This is a genomic window from Flectobacillus rivi, from assembly GCF_030056655.1.
In the GTDB taxonomy this organism is placed as follows: domain Bacteria; phylum Bacteroidota; class Bacteroidia; order Cytophagales; family Spirosomataceae; genus Flectobacillus; species Flectobacillus rivi.
The window spans coordinates 78,243-101,857 of record NZ_JASHIE010000012.1 but is presented as its reverse complement, the minus strand read 5'-3'; the positions used below and the strand labels follow the sequence as shown (position 1 = coordinate 101,857).

At 37.1% G+C, this 23,615-nt stretch carries 20 protein-coding genes; 15 read left to right on the top strand and 5 right to left on the bottom strand.

Translation table 11 applies throughout. The annotated features are described in order from the left end of the window. Positions 1–3 precede the first annotated feature (3 nt). On the bottom strand, positions 4–864 hold the full coding sequence (locus QM481_RS17375; RefSeq protein WP_283382652.1) for an SMP-30/gluconolactonase/LRE family protein: 861 nt from the start codon (positions 862–864) through the stop codon (positions 4–6). Positions 865–1,294: 430 nt separating this feature from the next. Between QM481_RS17375 and pyk the strand changes: the two genes are divergently transcribed. From pyk to gldD, 5 genes are all read left to right on the top strand, one after another. Then, positions 1,295–2,767: a pyruvate kinase gene (pyk, locus tag QM481_RS17370; RefSeq protein WP_283382651.1), complete on the top strand. Its 1,473-nt coding sequence runs from the start codon at positions 1,295–1,297 to the stop codon at positions 2,765–2,767. Between the two features lie 622 nt (positions 2,768–3,389). Then, complete coding sequence (locus QM481_RS17365; RefSeq protein ID WP_229241890.1) at positions 3,390–4,196, top strand: LytR/AlgR family response regulator transcription factor; 807 nt, start codon at positions 3,390–3,392, stop codon at positions 4,194–4,196. Positions 4,197–4,380: 184 nt separating this feature from the next. Next, positions 4,381–5,112 carry a lysophospholipid acyltransferase family protein gene (locus QM481_RS17360; RefSeq protein ID WP_283382650.1) on the top strand — a complete coding sequence of 244 codons (732 nt, stop codon included), beginning with the start codon at positions 4,381–4,383 and terminating at the stop codon, positions 5,110–5,112. A 175-nt stretch (positions 5,113–5,287) separates the two neighbouring features. Beyond that, positions 5,288–6,067 carry a TIGR00266 family protein gene (locus QM481_RS17355; protein ID WP_095160179.1) on the top strand — a complete coding sequence of 260 codons (780 nt, stop codon included), beginning with the start codon at positions 5,288–5,290 and terminating at the stop codon, positions 6,065–6,067. 413 nt (positions 6,068–6,480) lie between these two features. Then, positions 6,481–7,074, top strand: a complete 594-nt coding sequence (gldD, locus tag QM481_RS17350; protein WP_166550719.1) for a gliding motility lipoprotein GldD — start codon at positions 6,481–6,483, stop codon at positions 7,072–7,074. Between the two features lie 100 nt (positions 7,075–7,174). Here gldD and QM481_RS17345 read toward each other — a convergent pair whose 3' ends face one another. Then, positions 7,175–9,571, bottom strand: a complete 2,397-nt coding sequence (locus QM481_RS17345; RefSeq protein ID WP_283382649.1) for a TonB-dependent receptor — start codon at positions 9,569–9,571, stop codon at positions 7,175–7,177. A gap of 292 nt (positions 9,572–9,863) precedes the next feature. Between QM481_RS17345 and QM481_RS17340 the strand changes: the two genes are divergently transcribed. The 4 genes from QM481_RS17340 (at position 9,864) to QM481_RS17325 (ending at position 14,512) form a co-directional block, all read left to right on the top strand. Continuing rightward, positions 9,864–10,589: a nitroreductase family protein gene (locus tag QM481_RS17340; protein ID WP_283382648.1), complete on the top strand. Its 726-nt coding sequence runs from the start codon at positions 9,864–9,866 to the stop codon at positions 10,587–10,589. A gap of 57 nt (positions 10,590–10,646) precedes the next feature. Beyond that, positions 10,647–12,116, top strand: a complete 1,470-nt coding sequence (locus tag QM481_RS17335) for an amidohydrolase (protein WP_283382647.1) — start codon at positions 10,647–10,649, stop codon at positions 12,114–12,116. Positions 12,117–12,551: 435 nt separating this feature from the next. Beyond that, positions 12,552–13,094, top strand: a complete 543-nt coding sequence (locus QM481_RS17330) for a hypothetical protein (RefSeq protein ID WP_283382646.1) — start codon at positions 12,552–12,554, stop codon at positions 13,092–13,094. A gap of 149 nt (positions 13,095–13,243) precedes the next feature. Next, complete coding sequence (locus QM481_RS17325; RefSeq protein ID WP_283382645.1) at positions 13,244–14,512, top strand: APC family permease; 1,269 nt, start codon at positions 13,244–13,246, stop codon at positions 14,510–14,512. 346 nt (positions 14,513–14,858) lie between these two features. Here QM481_RS17325 and QM481_RS17320 read toward each other — a convergent pair whose 3' ends face one another. The 3 genes from QM481_RS17320 to QM481_RS17310 form a co-directional block, all read right to left on the bottom strand. After that, positions 14,859–16,022, bottom strand: coding sequence for a sigma-54-dependent transcriptional regulator (locus QM481_RS17320; protein WP_166550694.1), 1,164 nt, complete (start codon positions 16,020–16,022; stop codon positions 14,859–14,861). A gap of 366 nt (positions 16,023–16,388) precedes the next feature. After that, the gene (locus QM481_RS17315) at positions 16,389–17,198 is read right to left on the bottom strand and encodes an ion transporter (protein ID WP_283382644.1); all 810 of its coding nucleotides are present in this window, start codon (positions 17,196–17,198) and stop codon (positions 16,389–16,391) included. Positions 17,199–17,363: 165 nt separating this feature from the next. Then, entirely contained in the window at positions 17,364–19,151 is a 1,788-nt protein-coding gene (locus QM481_RS17310; protein ID WP_166550696.1) for an ABC transporter ATP-binding protein, read from the bottom strand. Between the two features lie 378 nt (positions 19,152–19,529). Here QM481_RS17310 and nusB point away from each other — a divergent pair, with 378 nt between their 5' ends. The 6 genes from nusB to coaE all read left to right on the top strand — a co-directional run bounded on the left by nusB (position 19,530) and on the right by coaE (position 23,550). Next, positions 19,530–20,687: a transcription antitermination factor NusB gene (gene nusB, locus QM481_RS17305; protein ID WP_166550697.1), complete on the top strand. Its 1,158-nt coding sequence runs from the start codon at positions 19,530–19,532 to the stop codon at positions 20,685–20,687. Between the two features lie 243 nt (positions 20,688–20,930). Beyond that, positions 20,931–21,230 carry a YtxH domain-containing protein gene (locus tag QM481_RS17300; protein ID WP_166550698.1) on the top strand — a complete coding sequence of 100 codons (300 nt, stop codon included), beginning with the start codon at positions 20,931–20,933 and terminating at the stop codon, positions 21,228–21,230. Positions 21,231–21,302: 72 nt separating this feature from the next. After that, a complete protein-coding gene (locus QM481_RS17295; RefSeq protein ID WP_166550699.1) occupies positions 21,303–21,743 on the top strand; it encodes a DUF1573 domain-containing protein in 441 nt (146 codons plus the stop codon). Positions 21,744–21,828: 85 nt separating this feature from the next. Continuing rightward, positions 21,829–22,140, top strand: a complete 312-nt coding sequence (gene yajC / locus QM481_RS17290; protein WP_240915583.1) for a preprotein translocase subunit YajC — start codon at positions 21,829–21,831, stop codon at positions 22,138–22,140. An 82-nt stretch (positions 22,141–22,222) separates the two neighbouring features. Then, positions 22,223–22,897: a YbbR-like domain-containing protein gene (locus QM481_RS17285; RefSeq protein ID WP_166550700.1), complete on the top strand. Its 675-nt coding sequence runs from the start codon at positions 22,223–22,225 to the stop codon at positions 22,895–22,897. A gap of 56 nt (positions 22,898–22,953) precedes the next feature. Then, the gene (coaE, locus tag QM481_RS17280) at positions 22,954–23,550 is read left to right on the top strand and encodes a dephospho-CoA kinase (protein ID WP_283382643.1); all 597 of its coding nucleotides are present in this window, start codon (positions 22,954–22,956) and stop codon (positions 23,548–23,550) included. The last annotated feature ends 65 nt before the right edge of the window (positions 23,551–23,615 follow it).

The window sequence follows — 23,615 nt, the reverse complement described above, 5'->3', positions numbered from 1 at the left end:
CTGTTATTTTATCTTAAATTTTTCCATACCCTTACGATCTTGCAAAGTCACGAAAGCTTCTTTTTGGTTTGGACTAAATACGAGGTTACTAGTTTGTTTTCCTTTGGTAGTGACTTCTTTTATCAATTGTCCCGAAGGATTGAAAATAAGAATTTTACCTAATCCCCAGCGTGTAGTATATAAATTACCCGCTTTGTCACATTTCATCCCGTCTAAGCCTCCATCTTTAAAGGAGGTAAAAAGACGTTTATTGCTGATATTTCCTTGAGCATCGACATCAAATGCCCAGATATTACGCTGGATACTTTCATTGACATATAACGTCTTTTCGTCGGGGCTTAAGCAAATACCATTGGTTGTCCCCATATCCGATGTCAACAAATGCGAAGTGCCATCTGTATCGATTCGCCAGATTTGACCTGTGCTTTGTTTCCAATTGGGATCACTAGCAAAAAGGACATTTTTACGAGTAATACAAATATCATTTGGTTGATTAAAACGGTCATTATGGCTAAATACCGATACCGCTTTTGTTTGCATATCTACCTTCAGCACATTATGTCCTGAGAAATCTGCTAAGTACATAGCACCTTTATCATCAAATTGGATAGCATTGGCCGTACTTCCTTGTGGCAATGTAAGAAATAACTCACAAGAGCCATCAGGCATAACCTTGGCAATGGTACCATCTTTTTGGAAATTAACGACATAAAGTTGTCCCTTGGAGTCAAAGTTAGGACCTTCGATGTTTTGAGTAAAAAGATTTTCTTTGGTGAAATCTTGTGCTTGGAATAAAGTTTTGGGACTACAAGAAGAAAGTCCGATAGCTGCGATAGCGCAAGCGAGGTAAGTTGACTTTAACATAGTTGATTAGAAAAAATTGGATAGTAGATTCGAAGATAGGAGTAATAGCGGAAATTTAAAAGTTTTGAATTGCCACAAGATAAAGGAAGAGCGAAAAAACGCTAGTAGAGAAACACAGAAAGATATAACCAAAATATATTCTTTTTGTAAGAATACATTCGAAATCATGTTAACTAAAAAGAAATAAACTGCAAACTTTCTTCGGTTTGGTGCATATTATTCCAAATTTGCCTAATTTAGATGCAATTTATGATGCCTAAAGCTAGGGTTCGTAATAAATACTCAAAATAAGATTCTATTTTCGATTCATAAATTGTAAATTGCAACATCATTTGAATTTTTTGTCGAGTTGTCGAGAGCTCAATAGCTGTAAAAAGTAGAAGAATTCGATAACTTTCCCCAATCATATCCCTTAAACTGTAACCGAAAGATGTCTTATCAAAGAAAGACCAAGATTGTAGCTACGATTGGCCCAGCATCAGAATCACCAGAGATGTTGACCAAACTTGCCCAAGCAGGTGCAAACATATTCAGACTTAATTTCTCGCATGGTACTCATGAAGACCACCTTCAGAGAGTAAAGAACATCAGAGCTGTCTCTGAAGAATTAGGTACAAACCTAACAATTCTTCAAGATTTACAAGGTCCGAAAATTCGTACTCAACTTGTTGAAAACAATGGCGTAGAATTGATTGCTGGAAAAACGCTTACTTTCGTAATGGACGAAAACGTTGTAGGTACATCAGAAAGAGTAGGTACTACTTACACTTCAATGTACTTAGACGTAAATCCAGGAGAGCGTATCTTGATGGATGATGGTAACTTAGAAGTAAAAGTATTAGCAGTAGACAAAGAGAAAAAAGAGGTAGTTACCGAAGTAATTTATGGTGGTATCTTGAAGTCTAAAAAAGGTATTAACCTTCCAGGTACAAAAGTGTCATTACCATGTTTGACTCCAAAAGACGAAGCAGATTTGTACTTCGGTTTGGACAATGGTGTTGACTGGGTTGCGCTTTCATTCGTACGTAAAGCTGATGATATTTATGATATCAAACAAAAAATCGCTGCTTACGGAAAAGATACTAAAGTTATCGCTAAAATCGAGAAACCAGAGGCTATCGATAACCTAGACGAAATTATTGCCGCTACTGATGCTATCATGGTAGCTCGTGGTGACTTGGGTGTTGAAATGGATGGTGCTGAAGTACCTCATTTGCAACGCGTAATGGTTGAGAAGTGTACGCAAGCTGGTAAGCCAGTAATCGTTGCAACACAAATGTTGGAATCAATGATTACGAATCCAGTTCCTACACGTGCTGAAACTTCTGACGTTGCTAATGCAGTATTGCAAGGTGCTTCTGCAACGATGTTGAGTGCTGAGTCTGCTTCAGGTACTTACCCTGTGAAGTCAGTAGAAACAATGGCTCATATCCAAGAGGTGGTTGAAGAACAACAAAACAAAATCGAAATCGTAAAAGGTGACGAGGCTGCTATTTACTTCAAAAACCACTCATTGGCACACAATGATTCTAAATACGCATTGAACGACCGAATGATTGCTAGTGCATGTCGTTTGGCTCGTGATACTAAAGCAGAAGCGATTCTTTGTATCACAAACAGTGGTTACACTGCGTTCCGTTTGTCGGCTCACCGTCCAAAAGCAAACCTTTATGTATTCACATCAAACAAAGCTATCATGACTGTGATGGGATTGTTGTGGGGTGCTAAAGTGTTCTATTACGAAGCTGATGGCAAAGATGTAGAAGCTACTGTAAATGGTATGACTGACATCTTGGTGGCAAAAGGATTACTCGCAAAAGGAGATACTTATGTAACTACATTGAGCGTTCCTTCAAACAAAGATTTGAAAACTAACACTGTACAATTAGGTGTAGTTGAGTAATATTACCTTCCCATAATAAAAAAGGCGTATCCTTCGGGTACGTCTTTTTTATTATTATATTTTTTGAAATAATAAATTTGGTAGTTACCAAATGGTAATAATTGAGCAATAAACTCGAGATTTATGGAGCTTATTAGGAGATGATAAGGGAATGATTGTATTTTTATGGGAATAAACTATTAAAAATGGAGCTTTGTGAAAAATCAGTTGTAAGAGGGGAAATAAAGAGACTGTCGTTATTTCTTATTAGACGGTAGGTATAGTTGTCAAGAAAGTTGTTAATTTTATCCATAAAATACATGATAGTCGTGAGAAATGGGATTTGACACAGTTATTCCTGAAGCAACTTGGTAAAACTTCCTTAGCAATCCTCATGGTTTTTGATGTTAATTTTTAATCATTTGAAGAAAAAATTAACATTTTGAGCAAAGACGATTTTTCGAATCTATTTGACTAAAAATAGGGCTGAGTTTTTCGAAATAATCGATGAGGACACAAACAAAATGCAATAGAATTTGCTATATTAGCAATAAATCCGAGGTATTTACTAAAATATCAATCCTGATTAGTTCACAGGTGTTGAACTGTTGTTGTTAATTAATTGAAAATCAGTTACTCAGGTATGGCTAATAGACTGCCTTATTCTCCAAGAGCTGGTAACCGCCATTATCACGACTTGTTAAATTTACAACCGATGAGTAAGAAAATTAAAACTATCTTGGTAGATGACGAGAGACTCGCGCGCCAAGAGCTAAAGTACTTATTACAGGAGTTTTCAGACATTCAGATCATTGATGAAGCTGAGAACGTAGATGAGGCTTTGGAGAAAATACACCGACTTCAACCTGATTTGATTTTTCTAGATATTGAAATGCCAGAAAAAAATGGCTTCGATTTACTAGAGGAATTAGAGTTTGTTCCAAAAGTGGTGTTTGTAACGGCCTATAATCAATACGCAATCCAAGCATTTGAGTCTGAGGCAATGGACTATATTCTGAAGCCTACCAAGACAGAACGTTTGGCCAAAACGATTGAGAAAGTACGTTCAGAAATTCAGCAAGAAAGAGCTACTGCCGCTGTTTCGGAAGGTCGATTGTCACCCGACAAACGTATTTTCTTGAAAGATGGCGAAAAGTGCTATTTCGTTAGATTGTCTGAAGTATTTATGATTGAATCAGTTGGTAACTATTGCCGTTTCCATTTTGGCAATAATCGTCCGATGATTCACCGTTCATTAAATAAAATCCAAGAACGCCTCGATCCTACGATTTTCTTCAGAGCAAATCGTCAGCAAATCATTAATACTGAGTATATCCACGATATAGATTCTTACTACAAAGGTGGTATGAAAGTGGTATTGAACAATGGTATCGAACTAGAGATTTCGACCAGAAACTCAGTAGCCTTCAAAGAAATGATGGGAATCTAAATAAGTTACATATTGATAACTCATATCTATGAGTTTAGTAATATGTACAGACTAAATATGATTCTTACAATACAATATTTTAGGAGCTTGATAGCAACAGCTATCAAGCTTTTTTATTGTTTCCTCAATTCTTTCCTGACAATTATCTTCTCTCAACTGAAGACTTTTCTCTAATTTTGTCTCTATGCGTATTTTTAAAACTCTTTATAATATCTGGGCAGCGTTTTGGCTGATATTTATTTTCTTGCTGTTGTTTCCTTTCTTCTGGTTATTTCTTCAAAAAGAATCATGGAAACCTAAAGCTCATTATCTGAATCGTTTGTGGGGAAAACTATATTTTCCAATTATTGGAGTTCCTATTCGTGTTGAATACCGTTTTCAACCAGATACACAAAAAGCTTATGTTTTTTGTGCCAATCACTTTTCGTATTTGGATATTGCCGCTATGGGAGTTGTTTTGAAAAACTACTACGCATTTGTGGGTAAAAGTGCTATTAAGAAGGTGCCTCTGTTTGGATATATGTTTTCTAAACTACATATTCAGGTAGACAGAGAAGACCGTAGTAGTCGTGCCAAATCGATGACTCGTTCGGTAAGAGCTTTGCAAAATGGACGAAGTATCGTGATTTTCCCTGAAGGTGGAATCAAATCTAAAAAGCCTCCATTGATGCACAAACCTCTAAAAGATGGGGCTTTTGTAATGGCAATACAACAACAGGTGCCTATTGTGCCAGTTACGTTTGTGAATAACTACAAAATTATGTTTGATAGCAATCCTTCGTTGACTCGTATGCCTTTGCGCGTGGTTGTACATGAGCCTATTTCAACAATAGGAAAAACTCAGGAAGATGTAGAGACTTTGAAAGAAGAGGTATTTCAAGTAATTCAAAGTACGCTTTTGGAATACAACTCCTAATATTTGCTAGTTTTTGAAGTACGGATATTTGACAGAGATAAGGTCGTCAGTTTTAAACACCGATTACTCAACAAATTTGCCAATTATCCACAAATGTTATTTTTAGAACTAATTCTTTATCTTAATTTGCATCATAAGATTAACGTTTTACTGAATCTAAAAACTAAAACAAACTATGTACTCGCACGAAATTGATTACAAGATTATTGGTGAAGATATCCAAATTGTAGAAATTGAATTAGATCCTAACGAAACTGTGATAGCCGAAGCAGGCGCCATGGTTTATATGGAAGATGGTATTACTTTTGAAACTAAAATGGGCGACGGCTCAAATGCTGATAACTCTGTTTTGGGTAAAATTTTCCAAGCTGGGAGTCGTTTGTTGACAGGAGAATCGTTGTTTATGACGCACTTTACCAACCGTGGTTATGGTAAACGTAAAGTAGCTTTCGCAGCGCCACACCCAGGTACAATCGTTCCTATTAATTTGGCTACTATGCCTGGCAATACTTTAATTGCTCAAAAGGATAGTTTCTTGTGTGCAGCTTTAGGTACGAAGGTATCTATTACATTCAACCAACGTATTGGTTCTGGTTTCTTTGGTGGCGAAGGATTTATTCTTGAAAAACTACAAGGCGATGGCTTAGCGTTTGTACACGCTGGTGGTACTATTGTCGAAAAGTACTTGAATAATGAAACATTGAGAATTGACACAGGTTGTATCGTAGCCTTTGAACCAACCTTGAGTTATGACATTCAACGTGCAGGTAATTTGAAATCAATGGTATTTGGTGGAGAAGGGCTATTCTTGGCTACAATGCGCGGAACAGGACGTGTTTGGATTCAATCGATGCCTCTTTCTAAATTAATTCGTACACTTTCACCGTATGGTCAAAATACCAACAAGGAAGGTGGTTCGGTATTGGGTGGATTAGGTAATTTATTCGAAGATTAATCGTAGGCGTAAATTTTGCAATAAAGTTTACATAAGAACGTTTCCTCTTTATACATATTTGAGTTTTTTCGTTGTAAAAGGAATAAAAATTCCCTTCGCAACTCCTTACTTTTCTTGTCTTGACACAAGAAAAGTAACAAAAGAAAGTCAAGAAATCCTAAACTCGCCTTCGGCTCAAACAGTAGGATTTCATAAAAAAGATATAACAAACTATGAGGTGTTTATTTTAAGGAACTTTCAAAATTTAAACACTCTCTTAGAATTTATACTTGAATAATGTAGTTTTGCAAGTATTATCAGCCTATCCAAAGCTTCTAGCTATAGAGAATAGGACACAATCACCAATAACTACTTTTGTAATGAATCTCAAAAAAATTCATACATATACGATTCAAAGAAAACCTCATGGTCTGATGGCTGTGAGGTTTTCTGCTTTGTTAGTCATTCTTTTGATGAGCGTATCTGCTTGTCGTCAAAAAAAGGATGATGATGGTTTTACGCCCAAGCCCAAAGGCTATAATCGTATTGATTTACCCAAAGCCGAATATCAAATGCTAACTGAAAAGCACCCATATAGCTTTGAGTACTCGAAGTATGCGATTATTAAGCCTGATACTGTTCGATGGGCGGAGCCACACTGGATTTATATTTATTATCCAGAAATGAAAGCAATGATTCAATTGACTTATAAGTCATTGAATGGTGACCAACAGAAGCTGGCTAAACTTATTGACGATGCTCACCGTTTGGCAGCAAGGCATAATATTAAGGCTTATTCTATCAAAGATTTGGTTATGAAAACTAAGTCTGGCAAAACGGCTAAGTTGATAGAATTAGAAGGCGAAGTGCCAACGTATGTGCAATTCTATACGACCGACTCCACCAAGCATTATCTAAGAGGTGCTTTGTATTTCAATACAGCCACAAAAAGTGATTCTTTAGCTCCTGTAATTGACTATCTCAAAACAGACGTCATTCGCTTGATTAATACCTTGCAGTGGCATTAGAAGTATTGAGTGAATTAGTGAATTTTGAATGAGTGATTAGTTTATTTTATGATTCAATGATTTTAAAATAATCACTAAATCACTCATTCAAAATTCACAATTAATGAATCGGTACGACCAATTTTATACTGACATTTCTGCCCATATTATAAACTCCACGTCTTTGAGTCGTGGGGTTTGTGTCGAGATACTTTAGTCGGCTTTGATGGTTTTGATATGCCAAGTCAAAGAGGTTATTGACATTGATATAGAGCGACGCAATTGTTTTTTTGTCTTTGTTCCGCCAAGTCATACCTGTTCCTAGATTTACTAGGGTATAAGCTGGTGTAATCGTTTCGGTATTGTAAGCCAAAAGCACCTGATTTTGAGTTTGATGATGTTCTAATTCTGCTAAGAAATACACGTTCTCCACATATTTTCCCCAAGTTTTTTTACTCCATTTTACTTGACTAATCCATCGTGCTGGTGGCATAAATGGCAAATACTTTGACGAGTCGTTAATGGCTTGTTGATTAATACCTTTTACCATCGAATAGCTTTGATTGAAACTCAGCCATGGTACAGGAGTAAAGTTGACAGTTGCCTCCAAGCCTTGCAAAAGCGCATTGCCCTGTACATATCTGAACACAGGCACTTGATTAATTATAGAATCTTTTCCATTTGGCGCCTGAACTCTTTCAGAATAAGTATAGTGTTGAATTTGATTTCTAAACCAGCTCACATCAAGATACCATTGGCGATTTTCCCACGTAAAGCCAATATCTGTTTGTAAAGAAACTTCTGACTTTTGATTTACATGCCCAATTTCATAACGATAAGTCCCTGCATGTTCGCCATTTGATGATAATTCTGGAACAGATGGTGCACGGAAGCCTCTGGCGGTATTGGTGCGCAGACTTAGGTTTGAATTGAGTTTATAAACGACACCCAAACTTCCTGTTATATTACTGTAAGAATTACTGAGCCCACTAAAACGCTCTTCTACAGCTCCTTGAGGCGATGTCTGAAATTTGCCATTCGCATCTACATAAAGTTGAGAGATATTTAATTGGCGATAGTCATAGCGGAGTCCTCCGCTAACAATCCAATTATTCCATTTTTTTTTCGAAAAAACAAAAATGCCTTTATCTGCCAAATTGAAATTAGGATATAGCGTTTCATTACCTTTATTATTCATGTTTTGCCATAAACCATTGCTACCAATGCTGGTCTCCCATTGATTGCGTTCGGGCAAATGCAAGCGAATATCGTAGTAATAGTTTTGTAAAAAGAAATACAAATCAGGTTCAGAAGGTCTGAAAATATTTCCATATTCACGACGATGATTTTGAGTATAAGAAAAAACAAAGCTTAAAGAAGAAGCACCCAACTGAAATAGGGAGCTACTTGTCCACTTATAATTGCTCAGCGCTTGCGAATTACTGGGATTAATGGCTCGTCCCTCAAGCTCTTGAGAAGATACAGTAACTAACGTTTCTTCTCCATTTTCCAAAACAGATTTGACAAAATGCCCTTGTGAATCACGTTGTCCATCGATGATATTGATATTTTGACCAAACTTTGAAAAGTACAAACGGGAGTATCCCCATTTCTTTTGTACACCAACTATTCCTGAAAAATTAAGTTCATTGAAGTTTGAACCCCAAACTCGACCATCATATTTGTTTTGATAGTTTTGCCCATCTTTCATGCTAAATCTCGCTTGCCAAAGTAGCCCATTTTGATTGTGTACCAGAGTACCAGATACTCCATGAAACCCTTGATTACTCTGATAATTGTACAAAATGTTTCCTGCCAGAGGCGTATTTTCAGCAGGCAAAATTGAAATAACTGACATAACGCCTCCTATACCATCTGAGCCGTACATCAACGAACCTGCTCCTCGAATAATCTCATATCGATCAATTGAATATTCGTCGATATGCAATGAGTGTTCTTCGCCCCATTGATTATCTTCCTGACGAACTCCATCGTGCATGGTAATCACGCGATTAAAGCCGAGTCCACGAATAATAGGCTTTGACAATGTGGCGCCAGTGGTAATTTGCGACATGCCAGGGAGTTTACTAATTGCATCGACAAGGTTGGTACTACCTGATTGAAGCCATTGTGTTTTGGAGAGTGCGGCAATGGGAATAGGGCTTTCTTTAACAACCGTTTTGCTTGCCGAGCCAGAGACAATGACTTCTTCGAGCGAAACCGCACTTGGCGTGAGGGCGATTTGAAAAGTGCTATCTGATTTTATACTGATTTTTTGAGTGAAAGTTTTGTATCCAATATGACTTATCTGAAGCATATAACTCCCTTTTTTGACTTCCTCAAAGCTGAATTTTCCAGCGGATTGACTCAGAGTGCCACGACGAAGTTCTACCAAATACAGATTGGCTCCAATGATTTCTTCTTTTGTGTCAGAAGCAATCACATTGCCTTGGAGTCGTACTTGTGCTTGAGTACTAATAGAATACAATATGCCAAGTAATAGTAATAATTTTTTCATGAGAGTGAAACAAGGGTTTTGTTGGGCTTAGAAAGTTATAAGATGAGATATGGTTTAGCTTTGGTTTATTTAATTTTTAGATTAGTCTAAAAATTTATACAAAAATAGGCTAAAAAATATATTTGTCAATACTTATTTGTCTAAAAATCAGAAGAAAGAAAAGTTTAATCGCTATTTTTAATTGTATCAAAATGATTTTTTAATGGATATATACCTTGATTTTGCTTTGTTTTTTGCCTAAGAATTTTAACTTTGTAAGACAAGCCCAATTTAATTCATCAACATACGACACATGCAGCAAGATTTTTTTGCCAAGATTGTTGACTATCGCCGTTCGGTTCGAGTATATGATGCTCAAGCTGAAATAGACGAGCAGATTATCCAGAAAAGTTTGGAGTTGGCCACGCTTTCGCCCAATAGCAGTAATATGCAACTTTGGGAGTTTGTGTGGGTTAGTAGTCCTGACAAAAAAGAAGCTATAGCCAAGGCCTGTTTCAATCAGTCTGCCGCTCGAACAGCCCCTCATTTGATTATTTTCTTGACTCGCCAAGACCGTTGGAAAAATATGGCACAATGGAACTTGGACAATCTCAAAAAGCAATTTCAAGGAAAAGAACTTTCAGGTCGTGATAAACGAGCGATGGATTATTATGGCAAACTGATGCCATTGTTTTATCGCAATGACTGGTTTGGCTTTATGACTTTGCTTCGCAAGCTTATTGTTCTAGTCAAAGGATTTAATCGTCCCTTTCTGAGAGTCTCATCGCATGCCGACCAACGAGTGATGGTACACAAATCATGTGCATTGGCAGCCCAAACTTTTATGTTGAGTATGGCTTCGCACGAATATGATACTTGTCCGATGGAAGGTTTTGATAGTCGTTTGGTCAAAAAATTGATTGATGCTCCAGCAGGTGCAGAGGTTTGTATGATTGTAGCCTGTGGAAAAGGAACAGAAGAAGGAATTTATGCAGCCAGAACAAGAGTCTCGTCAGAGGAGGTCATTCGGAAAATTTAACATTAGTACTAAAATCCACAACATTCACTTTACTAAAACTAAAACTTACCTTTATTTATGAAAAAATGCGTTTTGCTCGTGCTTTCGATGTTATCATTCGCAAGTATGGCACAAAAAAAGAAGGCTGCTATAGCGAATCCTTTGGAAGCTGAGAAGCAAGCTATGATTGGTAATCTTGACAAACGATTCGATGAATATGCCAAGATTTCAAAACAAATTTGGGATTATGCAGAGCTTGGCTATATGGAAGAAAAGAGTTCTCTTTTATTGCAAGAGCAATTGAGAAAAGAGGGCTTTCAGGTACAAGCAGGTATTGCAGGGATACCAACGGCCTTCGTAGCAACTTATGGTGCTGGGAAACCTGTAATAGGTATTTTGGGTGAATATGATGCATTGCCAGGCTTAGCACAAGAGGCTACCCCAGAAATCAAACCAATTCCAAATCAGAAAGGAGGACATGGTTGTGGACATAATCTTTTTGGGACAGCCTCTGTAGCTGCTGCTATTGAGGTAAAAAACTGGCTTCAAAAATCTGGTAAACCTGGTACTGTCAAGATATATGGCTGTCCAGCCGAAGAGGGTGGCTCGGGTAAGGTATATATGGTTCGTGAAGGGTATTTCAACGATGTAGACGTGGTATTGCACTGGCACCCAAGTTCAGCGAATGCGGCGGATGCAAGTACGTCATTGGCGAATAAAAATGCTAAATTCCGTTTTAAAGGCATCGCATCGCACGCAGCGGCCGCACCTGAGCGTGGTCGTTCGGCACTAGATGGTGTAGAGTCGATGAACTATATGATTAATATGATGCGTGAGCATATTCCACAAGATACTCGTATCCATTATGTAATTACTAAAGGTGGTGAAGCACCAAATGTAGTGCCAGCTTATGCTGAGGTGTATTATTATGCTCGCCACAAAGACAGAGCAATTTTACAGAGTATCTGGAAACGAATTGAAAATGCCGCGCAAGGTGCTGCACTAGGTACAGGTACAAAAGTTGAATGGGAAGTATTGGGAGGAGTATATAATCTTTTACCAAACGTAACTTTAGCAACGCTTGTTCATCAAAATATGCAAAAAGTAGGTGGGGTTGTGTACAATGAGGAAGAGAAAAAATTTGCAGAGAAAATAGCTGAAACTCTTGGTGAGCAAAAGCAAGATATTAACAATGCTGCTAAGATAAAGAATTTTAATGATGCTTCAGAGAGTGCAACTTCAGGAGGTTCGACAGATGTAGGCGATGTGAGTTGGGTAGTACCAACCGTTGGTTTAGGAACTGCAACTTGGGTGCCTGGCTCGTCGGCACATAGTTGGCAATCTACCGCAGCAAGTGGTATGTCTATTGGTCAGAAAGGGATGATTGTAGCCGCAAAAACGCTAGCAATCACAGCGCTTGACTTGATGAATGACCAAGCGACTATCGATAAAGCTAAAGCTGAGTGGCTCGAAAAACGAGGAGGTGCTGATTTTAAATATGAAGCCTTGTTGGGCGATAGAAAACCAGCTTTGGATTATAGAAAGTAAATATAAGTCACCCATAATTGAGTGATTATTTTACTGGTAGAGATGCAATGCTTTGCTTCTCAAGCTGAGTTATATATAGTAGAGTTAAGAAAGCGGTTGAAAGTTATTTTCGACCGCTTTTTTTTGATATTATATTTCAGAATGATACCTGTAGAGACGCAAAGCATTGCCTCTCTACAGGTAAATTTCTTCCTTAAGAATAATCACTCATTCGCCAAAGCGCTCAATCTCTAAATTAGGGATGACTCATGTTTGCAAGAAAAAATCCATGTTAAGAATGACATTTTATGAAATCATTCGTTACTATTTAGTTGATACTGATTTTAAGCAAAACTACCTAATCTTTAGAAACAGAACGGATATTTTTCATCCAAAATCTATTACCTTTATTATAAGGCCTTATAATTTTAAATCTAATTTTACTCATTCTTACTTATGAAAATACTAGGATCTCTTTGCATTGCTTTATTACTTTTTGTGAACCTTTCTCAGGCTCAAAATACTCTTAGTCCCGAGGACCAAAGTAAAATTAAACAACTAATAGCCGACGAGACTAAAGCTTTTTACGCCAAAGATTACGAAACATGGATGACACTTTATCGTCAAACTCCACAGACGTACTTTGCCCAATACGAAAAAAGTCAATTGATTGTGAAGGATGGTTGGGATGCCTTGAGCTCTTGGGCAACCACTTGGTTTAATGAAGGTAAAAAAGGAGCAAAGCCTACTTTCGCAAGAGAAAAAACAAATTTTAGAAAGGTAAATCCTACCTATGTGTGGGTAACTTATAAACAAGTAAAAACTCTGGATGGTAAGAAAGAAACTTCTCAAGAGTTAAGAATTGTAGAGCTAATCAAAGGTGAATGGAAAATGGTAAATCATACAAGTATGCCAGCCTCAACAAGTTCTGTCAAAGAAGAAACTATGGTTTCAGAAAAAGATAAAAAGTCCTCTGTTAAGTCTGAAAAGAAACAGTAATTGCTTGCACCTCAAATGAGCATCCATTTTTGCTAGATTGAATTTTACTTTGTAAAAAGTATTTAAAAAAGGAATAAAGGCACAAAGTGTAAAAGGCTTTGTGCCTTTATATTTGAGTAAATATTTGACATTATTTAAAGAAAAGCCCTATGTCGCACAAAATAGGATGGAAGACCGCCACTATGTTAGTTATTTCCAATATGGTTGGAACGGGTGTTTTTACCAGTTTGGGATATCAATTAGTCGATGTACAAAATGTTTGGAGTATTGTATTGCTGTGGGTGTTAGGAGGTGTTTTAGCATTGATTGGCGCATTTACATTCGCCGAACTAGGAACGCACTATAATGAATCTGGTGGCGATTATATTTTTGTCAGTAAAGGTTTTCATCCTTTCTGGGGTTATCTCACCGCTTGGGCTTCTTTGATTGTAGGCTTTTCGTCTCCTGTAGCTATTGCAGCCCTTGCAATGGAAGCCTATTTGAGTCCGTTTGACATACCGAATTTGCGTTGGTATATCGTTTTGCTGATTATTTTAATCAGTTTATTGCACTCATTTTCACTCAAACATAGTAGTGTTTTTCAGAATATTACAACCGTTGTAAAGGTACTTTTCATCGGTTTTTTATTAGGAATAGGTATTTGGTATGCACCGATTCCTCAAAATGCTATTAATGTCCAAGTGCCAATTTGGAATGAAATTACCAAGACAGGTTTTGCCGTTTCACTTCTTTATGTGACCTATGCCTACACAGGCTGGAATGCGGCTGCGTACATCGTAGGAGAAATACGAAATCCTAGTAAAGACTTACCCAAGGCTTTGATTTTTGGCACCTTAGGCGTGATTATCGTATATGTTCTTTTACAGTTAGTATTTCTGAAGTTTGGTACCTATACTCAATTAAAGGGTCAAGCTGAAGTAGCGATTTTAGCAACTCAGAATATTTTAGGTCCAACGGCCAACAAATGGATTAGCGCAGGTATTGGCTTTCAATTGATTGCCACGATGAGTTCTTATATCTGGATAGGTTCTAGAATTGTACACTCCATGGCGCAGCATTATACTTTATGGAAATGGATTCGTCCAACTAATAAACACGATGTACCAATTCGAGCGATATGGTTATTATGTGCAGTGATTTTGATTTTATTGCTATCTGGAAGTTTACAACAGATATTACTCTATTCGTCTTTTGTATTGCAACTTATGGGAACAATCGCTGTAGCAAGTTTCTTGAAGATTCCCCACGAGGGTGACCGCTTCAGAAGTCCCTTGAGCCCTTATATTCAGTATTTGTATGTAGGCTTTAGTTTAATCGTTCTACTATTTATCATTTATGACAAACCGCAAGAAAGCTTTATTGGCTTAGGGATTTTGCTAATTGGAGCGATAACGTATTTATGGTCGAAGAGAATGTAAAACAAAAAAGAGCCATCTCTAATTTAGTGATTTACAATTGAGCGATTTAGTGATTATTCTAAAATTTATATTCTAGCTGTAGAGACGCAATGCTTTGCGTCTTAAGCCGAGTTGCATCAAAAAAAGCGGTCGAAATTTATTTTTCGGCCGCTTTTTTTAATGAAAAGTTATAGAATCATTCTAAGTTTCGTTAATACTATATTTCGAATGATAACTCTTTAGACGCAAAGCATTGCATCTCTACAAGCAAAATTTATATTAAAAATAATCACTAAATCGCTCAATCACTAACTCACTAAATTAGGAATGACAGAAAATCCAAATTCCAAAATCAACAATCCCCAATCTAAATGACTGGCATAGCGAAGAGTTTTACGTCATCGAGGTTGATAACATCGCCGCACATGATCACTAAGCGTTCCACAACGTTGCGAAGCTCGCGTACATTACCTGTCCATGGAAGTGCTTGAAGATACTTCATGGCATCATCAGTTACTTCTTTCGTTGGCTGACCGTACTCGTCGGCAATATCTTGTAAAAATTTATCAACCAACAAAGGGACATCTGTAGGACGCTGATTCAAGGCAGGAACGTGGATCGGAATCACGTTTAGACGATGAAATAAGTCTTCACGGAAACGTCCTTCTGCAATTTCTAACTGTAAGTTTTTGTTAGTAGCGGCAAAAACACGCACATTGATTTTGATTTCTTTATCGCCACCTACACGTGTAATTTTATTTTCCTGCAAAGCACGAAGTACTTTTGCCTGAGCCGATAGACTCATATCGCCAATTTCGTCCAAAAATAAAGTACCTCCATCCGCTTGCTCAAACTTTCCGATTCGTTGTTTGATGGCAGAGGTAAAGGCTCCTTTTTCATGGCCAAAAAGCTCTGATTCAATTAATTCGGAAGGAATCGCCGCACAGTTTACCTCGATTAAAGGCATGTGAGCACGATTACTTCTTTCGTGAAGACGTTTGGCTACCATTTCTTTTCCCGAACCATTCGGCCCTGTGATTAACACACGAGCTTCGGTAGGCCCTACACGATCAGAAGTATCAATTACTCGGCGAATAGCATCAGAATCTCCAACAATTTCATTGAGTTTATATACTCTCTTTTTGAGCACTTTGGTTTCAGTAATCATTTTACCTCTTTCCAAGGCATTGCGTACTGTCACCAATAGGCGGTTCAAATCTGGTGGCTTCGAAATAAAATCAAAGGCTCCACGTTTGGTTGCTTCTACGGCTGTTTCCACATTGCCAAAAGCCGAAATCATAATGAATTGAGTCCCTTTGCCCATTTCTGTGGCACGTAGCAACAAATCCAAACCTTCGATTTTGGGCATTCGTATGTCACAAAGAACTACATCATAGTCATGGTTTTTGACCATTTCTAGCCCTTGTTCTCCATCACTTGCTTCCTCTACGCTATATCCTTCATATTCAAGAATATCACGTAAGGCGCCACGGATGGCTTTTTCATCGTCGATTATTAATAGTTTTGCCATAGGCAGATTTAAAATTTTCTGGCGAACTGGTTCGTTTGGATTAGGGTTGGATATTCAATATTAGTAATTGTCAAAAATACACAAATTTTGAAGCTTTTAGACTAAAATGCCTCGATAATATGAAGTTTTATTAACTTTCTAACAAAAATATACCTGCACAGTCGCAATTAATTATGGTTTATCAAAGTAAAAATTATTGAATAATCTCCTGTATGAAATACCTTTTTCAATCAAAAAGTAGAGCTGGTCTAACCGTAATTAGTTTTCTTTCTTGAACTTATCAAGAATTTAAAAGCTTCAGAAAGATACATACTATACGTAGCTTTTAGTATATCATTAACTAAAATATTGACTTTTGTTAAGAGTTTATGGTAGCTCTTTGCCACAATGTGGACAAAAGCGATGTTTTTCTCTCTCTTTTTTATGAATATTGATATGCTCAGCAAATCCTGAAGCTAAAATACCCGTAGGTAATGCAATGATAGCAATTCCTGAAATTGCTATTATCCCGCCGAATACTTTTCCTAAAATCGTTACAGGGTAAATGTCTCCATAACCAATTGATGTTATGGTAGTTATGCCCCACCATAAAGTTGCAGGAATACTCGAGAAAACTCTTGGCTGTGCTGGACTTTCGAGGTAGTACATCACCGAGGAGGCTATAAGTAGCAGAAAAATTAAGAAAACTAAACTCAATACCAATTCTTCTCTTTTTTCCTTAATTACACCTTCAATGACTCTCAAGGCATGGACATATCGTGAAAATTTGAATAACCTAAATACCCTAAATAATCTCAAAATACGAATCAATCCAGTGTCAGAAGTAAAGTGAGATACGTAAAAAGGTAGAATAGCCAGTAAGTCAATGATACCACCTGTCGAAGTCATATATCGCAAACGCCCCCAAATAGGATGTTTATATTTTTCATTTTCGGTACAAACCCATAATCTTAAGCAGTATTCAACAGTGAAAAATACAGCTGAAAAATATTCAAAATCAACAAAAACTTCATCAAACTCTCGACGAATGCTTCGGACAGAATGGAGAATAATGGCTACTGTATTAAGTGCAATAATGCTCATTATTAGAATGTTGACCAGCCAGTTGACCCCATTTTTCTTCCCTCTTGCTACCTCTAAGACGTGATATACTTTGTGTTTGAATGTATGCTGCATAAGCACTTATCGTTTTCAAGAATATAATGACTGATTAGGAATCTGTTTGAGCAAATTTAGTAATACTAAAGCAAAAAACGCCCTGCCTTTACAAGCAGAGCGTTTTTTGCTGAATATCTTAAAGCTAAATCGTCACTCTAAAATTTTGTAAAGGTTAGCTCCAATTTACGAATTAGTTTCTTCTGTTTGAAGTTGTTTCTCAAAAAGTTCTTTATACGCACCTTCTTTTGCCATAAGTTCTTCATGCGTACCTTGCTCGATAACATGACCGCCATCAAGCATGATAATCTTGTCGGCCAACTTAGCGGAAGATACTCTGTGAGAAATTACGACTGATGTTCTGCCTTTCATAATTTCTTGTAAGTTGTTCAAAATCTGATGCTCTGTTTTGGTATCTACCGCTGAAAGACAGTCGTCCAAAATGAGAATTTTCGGACTTTTGGCAATGGCTCTGGCTATAGACAAACGCTGTTTTTGACCACCCGATAATGTAACACCTCTTTCGCCCAACACAGTATCAAATTGTTCGGGGAAGTCCATGATATTATTGTATAAATCTGCATCTTTGGTTGCTTGAATGACTTGCTCATCAGACATATCTAGGCTACCAAAACGTACATTGTTTTTGATAGAATCAGAAAACAAGAATACATCTTGAGGTACATAACCGATTTGACCACGGAGACTCTGTACATTCCATTCTTTTAATTCAAAACCATCTACTTTGATTTGACCTTCCGTGGTATCGTACATTCTACAAAGCAAGTTTGCAACGGTACTTTTACCCGACCCTGTAGTACCTAAAATAGCTACTGATTCTCCAGCCTTTACATGCATACTAAAATCATGTAGCGCTTCGATTCCTGAGTCTGGATATACAAATCTTACATGGTTTATGTCAATTGCTCCTTCGATGGGCTGCGAAATATCTTTTGTTGAAACAATATCAGTTTTGATATTCAAAAATTCATTGATACGTTGCTGTGAAGCTGCCGCACGTTGGATTTGAGAAGTCGTCCAACCCAAAGCAATCATCGGCCATGTGAGCATATACACATACATGATAAACTCTGTGATACTGCCGGGAGTAAGGCGACCAGCCATTACTTCTTGTCCACCAATATACACAACTAATACAGAACTCAAACCTGCCAAAATAGAAACCAATGGCGTAAATAGAGAATCAACTTTTACCAAATCCAATGATTTTTCACGATAAATATTCGATTGTTTCGTAAAGGCTACTGTAGACGGCTCTTCCTGAACAAAAGCTTTTAACACTCTAATTCCTGAAAAAGCTTCCTGAACAAAAGTAGATATTTTGGAAAGATTGGCTTGTATCTCTTCTGATTTACGAATGATAATAGTATTGACAAAATAGATACTCCCCGACAAAAATGGCACAGGTAATAGTACATACCAAGTCAGCTTGGCATTTACTGAAAGCATATATCCAACCACCAAAATAAATACCGAAATAAGGTTGAGTCCGTACATCAAACTTGGTCCTACGTACATTCTCACTTTGCCGACATCTTCCGAAATACGAGCCATTAAATCACCCGTATTGTTTTTACGATAAAAACTCAAAGGCAAAGTTTGATAATGATGATAAATTTCATTTTTGAGGTCATACTCAATATGGCGTGACATCACAATGAGGGTTTGTCTTACAAAAAATAAGAAAATCCCTTTGAGTAAAGCCATGATGAGAATCAAAGAACCATAGAGCAAAATTGAGAAAGCAAATATTTCATATACAACGGTTTGTGCGCCAAATCCATCATACAGAAAATAAAGAGAGATTGTTTCTTTTACTAAATCTAAAGCGTAGCGAACAATTTGGGCAGGCACGACTCCAAACAAATTGGAGATAAATGTAAAAAGCGTACCCAGAATCAAATACCACTTATATTGGAAGAAATACTTATTGAGATGTTTTAATGCTTTCATGTATAATTAACCAATGTCCATTCGCAATAGTTTCCAGCGATGTCGATACATTGATATGTTTTTGGGTCTATTGTACAATCTTCTACAAACATAATTAGATGATTGTGGATTTCGGATATTTGATTTTGTTTTTTTGCTTATCCCTCATAATTGAATGGGTACTCCTTGAGGTTTTGAGTTGATTTAGAAAGAATTGCGAAAAGAATGGACAATTTTGAGAGTTAATCTTCCAAATGCGAAAATCACTATTCAAAATCGAAGCTTTTTTTCTTTTTACTAATGTATGTTTCTAAAAAAAATACTAATTTTGCACACTGAATTTCAGCGCCAAGGTATGGTGCAGTTAAAAATTTACAAAAAACGTTCTTTGCATATCCAATGGTCAACCGACGCTTACTCCGTACAAAAGCATTCCAAACTATCTATGCCTTCCGCACAGTGGAACGTGCCAATTATCAATTAGCCTTCGATTATATTGCCGAGCAATTTTTACCAAATCTTGATTTAATGATTCCGAAAGAAGAACAGATGCCTAAACTTGAAGGTTTACGCAAGCTGGCTGAACTCTATTTCGAAGAATTGTTCAAGGGTGAGGTTAAAGCTGAGGATATTCCTGCTGACTCGAAAAATGCAGGAAGACAAGCATTAGCAATTTATCGCGATGCGGTAAAACGCGACCGTGTGCGTATCAAGCACGCTATGATTGAAGAAGTAGAAAAAATCTATGATAATTATTTGAAATTACTTTTGTTGTTGGTCGAATTGGCAGATGTTGCCGTTTGGGACGAACAACGTCGCCTTTTGGAAAGTGAACATAAAACTTCTCGTTTTGGCGAAAACCAAGTAATTCTTGCCCTTCGTAATCTTCCTAACTTCGAAAACGAAATTATCAGACGTGACCTTCGTTGGACAGAAGATGACCAAAACTTTATCCGTAAACTTTTCTTGGATGCTGTTTTGCCAGATACCGAATTCCAATCGTACCTTCGTACATCAAAGCATAATTTTGAAGAAGATTTAGCCATTGTTGTACATATTCTTAAGACTTTCATTTTGAAACATCACTCTGTGGTGGCGTATTTTGAAGAAAAAGACTTAAATTGGGGCGAGAATAAAGATGTTTTGAAAAGTTTAACAACGAAGACTTTCAAAATCCAAAACATCGCTGAATTGGTGTTACAGCCATTAGCCTTGAATTGGGACGACGATAAATTTTACTTTACAGACCTATTTGACCAAACGCTTAACAATGACGATGAATATGAAAAAATCATCATTGAGCAAACCAAAAACTGGGAAGCTGACCGTTTGGCAATGACCGATATGATTATCTTGAAAATGGGCTTGGCCGAAATGATTCATTTCTCAAGTATCCCAGTAAAAGTGTCTATCAACGAATACATCGAACTTGCTAAAAATTACTCGACGCCAAAATCGGGACAATTTGTGAACGGTTTGTTAGATGTACTTTCTCAAAAACTTGCTGAGGACGGTATTGTTCGTAAGTCTGGTCGTGGTTTGATTGATAATAAATAATTTTGATTGATGAGTTGTGGATGTTGATGTATATATTCGCAACTCATTGAATAATAAAAGTAGGCGATTAGTAGCCTGGTTATGGTGCGAAATGGATTGTAAATAGAAATGTTTACGATATATGTTTGAAAATTAGATGATAAAACGTGTTAGCTGACATCAAACCTATTTTGCCATAGCTTACCGCTCTACTAACGTCTTAACACTTGGTTCAGTTATAAATCTAATTAACGAAAACAACTCATGAGCAAATCATCAAAGACCTTTTGGGCATTTATGACAGGTGCTGCTGTTGGTGCGGTGTTGGGCATCTTGTATGCTCCAGATAAAGGAGAAAATACTCGTAGCAAATTGTTGTTCCAATTGCAAAAATATCGTGACCAACTACAAAACCTTATCACTGATTTGATTGATGGAAAAGAAATTCCTGAAACAATGGCAAAATCAGAAGGGAAGAAAGTAGTAAATGAAGCTCGTGAAAAAGCGGAAAGACTACTCGAAGATGTAGAGAATATGATGAATCAAATTAAAGCAAAAGCTTAATAGAACTCAAAAATACAGACGGTTGGTCAATACACACCCCAATCGTCTGTTCTTCTTTTTGCCTTTATCATCATGAAAAAAATTCTTATCGTTGCTACAGCACTTGTAGCATTGGCAGCTTGCCAAAACAAACAAAAATCACCTAGCGAAGCTTTAGCCGATTCATTGGCGGGTCTTCGCCCTACAGCCGACAGCTTCCCTGTGATGCAAATTGACACTCCATTTGTCGATCTAGGCACACTTACCGAAGGCGATTCTGTCGTTCATACCTACAAATTCAAAAATACTGGTAACATGCCGTTGGTAATTAGTAATGTTAGTACATCTTGTGGTTGTACTACACCTTCTTATTCAACACAGCCAGTAGCTCCGGGTGAACAAGGCTTTATTACGGTGAAGTTTAACAGTAAAAATAAAGAAGGTAAACAGAATAAAACCATCACGGCGTATGCCAACACGGTGCCTTCCGAAAATACATTTAGCTTTAAAGTAGAAGTGTTTAAAAGAAAATAAGAATTTCTGAACACAAAAGAATCCCAATAATTCCCATATTTGGGAATATTTTCAAATGTCAAATCTTCAAATTGGTAAAAATTTTATGTTAAATTCAATTCTTTTACAAGTAGCAGGTAGTAATATGTCATCATTGTTTTTGATTGTTGGTATGTTCGTGATCATGTATTTTTTCATGATTCGTCCTCAACAAAAGAAACAAAAAGAACAACAATCTTATGTTGATGCACTTAAAGCTGGTGACAAAGTAGTTACAATTGGTGGTGCTCACGGAACAATCGTTTCGGTTCGTGAAAAAACAGTTGTTGTTGAGGTTGATGCTAGCAAAGGTGTACGTATTGTATTTCTAAAGACAGCCATTTCTAAAGATGCTTCTTCTCAATTAACTGCTGAATAAGTAGTTGAGAGCACTTCATCTAAGGAAATAGAGTGGGTGTGAAGATTTACATTTCTCTTTTCTGACTGAAATTTAATTTTCGATGAAACCAAATACTTCTAAAACAGACTATCGTGCGTTTTTTTTAAGCATTTTGGCTGCAACAGTTTTTTGGATAATGAACGCATTGAATAAAGACGGTTATTCCCAAAAGATTTCGTTTCCACTTCGTTTTACGTACAACGATTCTCTGTATATCCCGACTCAGCCATTACCCGAAAAAATTACAGTACATGTAACAGGTAACGGATGGAGTTTGCTACGAAAAGCCTTGGCTTTGGATGTAGCACCCGTATATTACTCGATTAATAAGCCTTTAAAAACAAAGTTTTTAAATACAGGTTCGTTAGCCGACTCTCTTTCAGATTATATCAAAGATGTTCGTGTAAATTATGTTGTAACCGACCGCTTTGAATTGGAGTTTGACAAAAAAGTAAAACGCACCATTAGGTTGCGTGTTGATAGTTTGAATATTCCTTTGCAGGATCGCTACATTGTTTCTAGCGTGATTAATCTTAATCCTAGTACAATTGAAGTGGAAGGTCCAGAAAGTACCTTAAACGAACTAGGAGAGACGCTTAGTGTCAAAGTACCAGGTCGCCGAATTCAAGATAATTATGACGATGAAATAAGAATTCCACTTCCTAAAAATTCTTATCTCAAAGCCAATAAAGAACGTGTTTCGGTGAGTTTTGAAGTTGCAGAATTATTGAAGTAATTCATAAATTAGTAGCCGATAGTTGTCTATCGGCTATTTTTTTGTCTTTTTATCACATGAAAACAAAACCCGTTGTTGTAGGTATTACAGGAGGTATTGGCTCAGGAAAAAGTACTGTTGCCAAAGTATTTTCGCTATTGGGCGTACCCATCTACGAAGCCGACTCGAGAGCAAAATGGATTATTATCCAAAATCAAGAGCTCAAAAATGATATTATTGCGTTGTTGGGTACTGAGGCTTATTTGGCTGATGGAAGCTATAATCGTGCTTGGGTAGCTTCGCAAGTTTTTGGACAACCAGCATTATTACAACAGCTCAATGCCCTTGTGCACCCTGCAGTGCGCAAAGATGCGCAAGACTGGGTAATACAACATCAAGAGGCTCCTTATGTGTTGTATGAGGCAGCCCTATTAAAAGGGGCAGGCGATGGTAATCTATGTGATAAAATTATTAGTGTAATTGCTCCGATTGATTTAAGAGTACAACGTGTCAAATTGAGAGATAATCGCTCAGAAGAAGAAATAAGAGCAATTATCGAAAGACAACTTTCAGATACTGAGCGAATCAAATTTTCGGATTGGCTTATCCAAAATGACGACCAAACTCCAGTAATTCCTCAGATTTTGCAGATTCATCAAAGCTTGCTTAAATAAGAGATGTTTGCGAAAGCACAAAAAAAGAGACTACCCGAAAAGATAGCCTCTTTTAAACCTTTTAA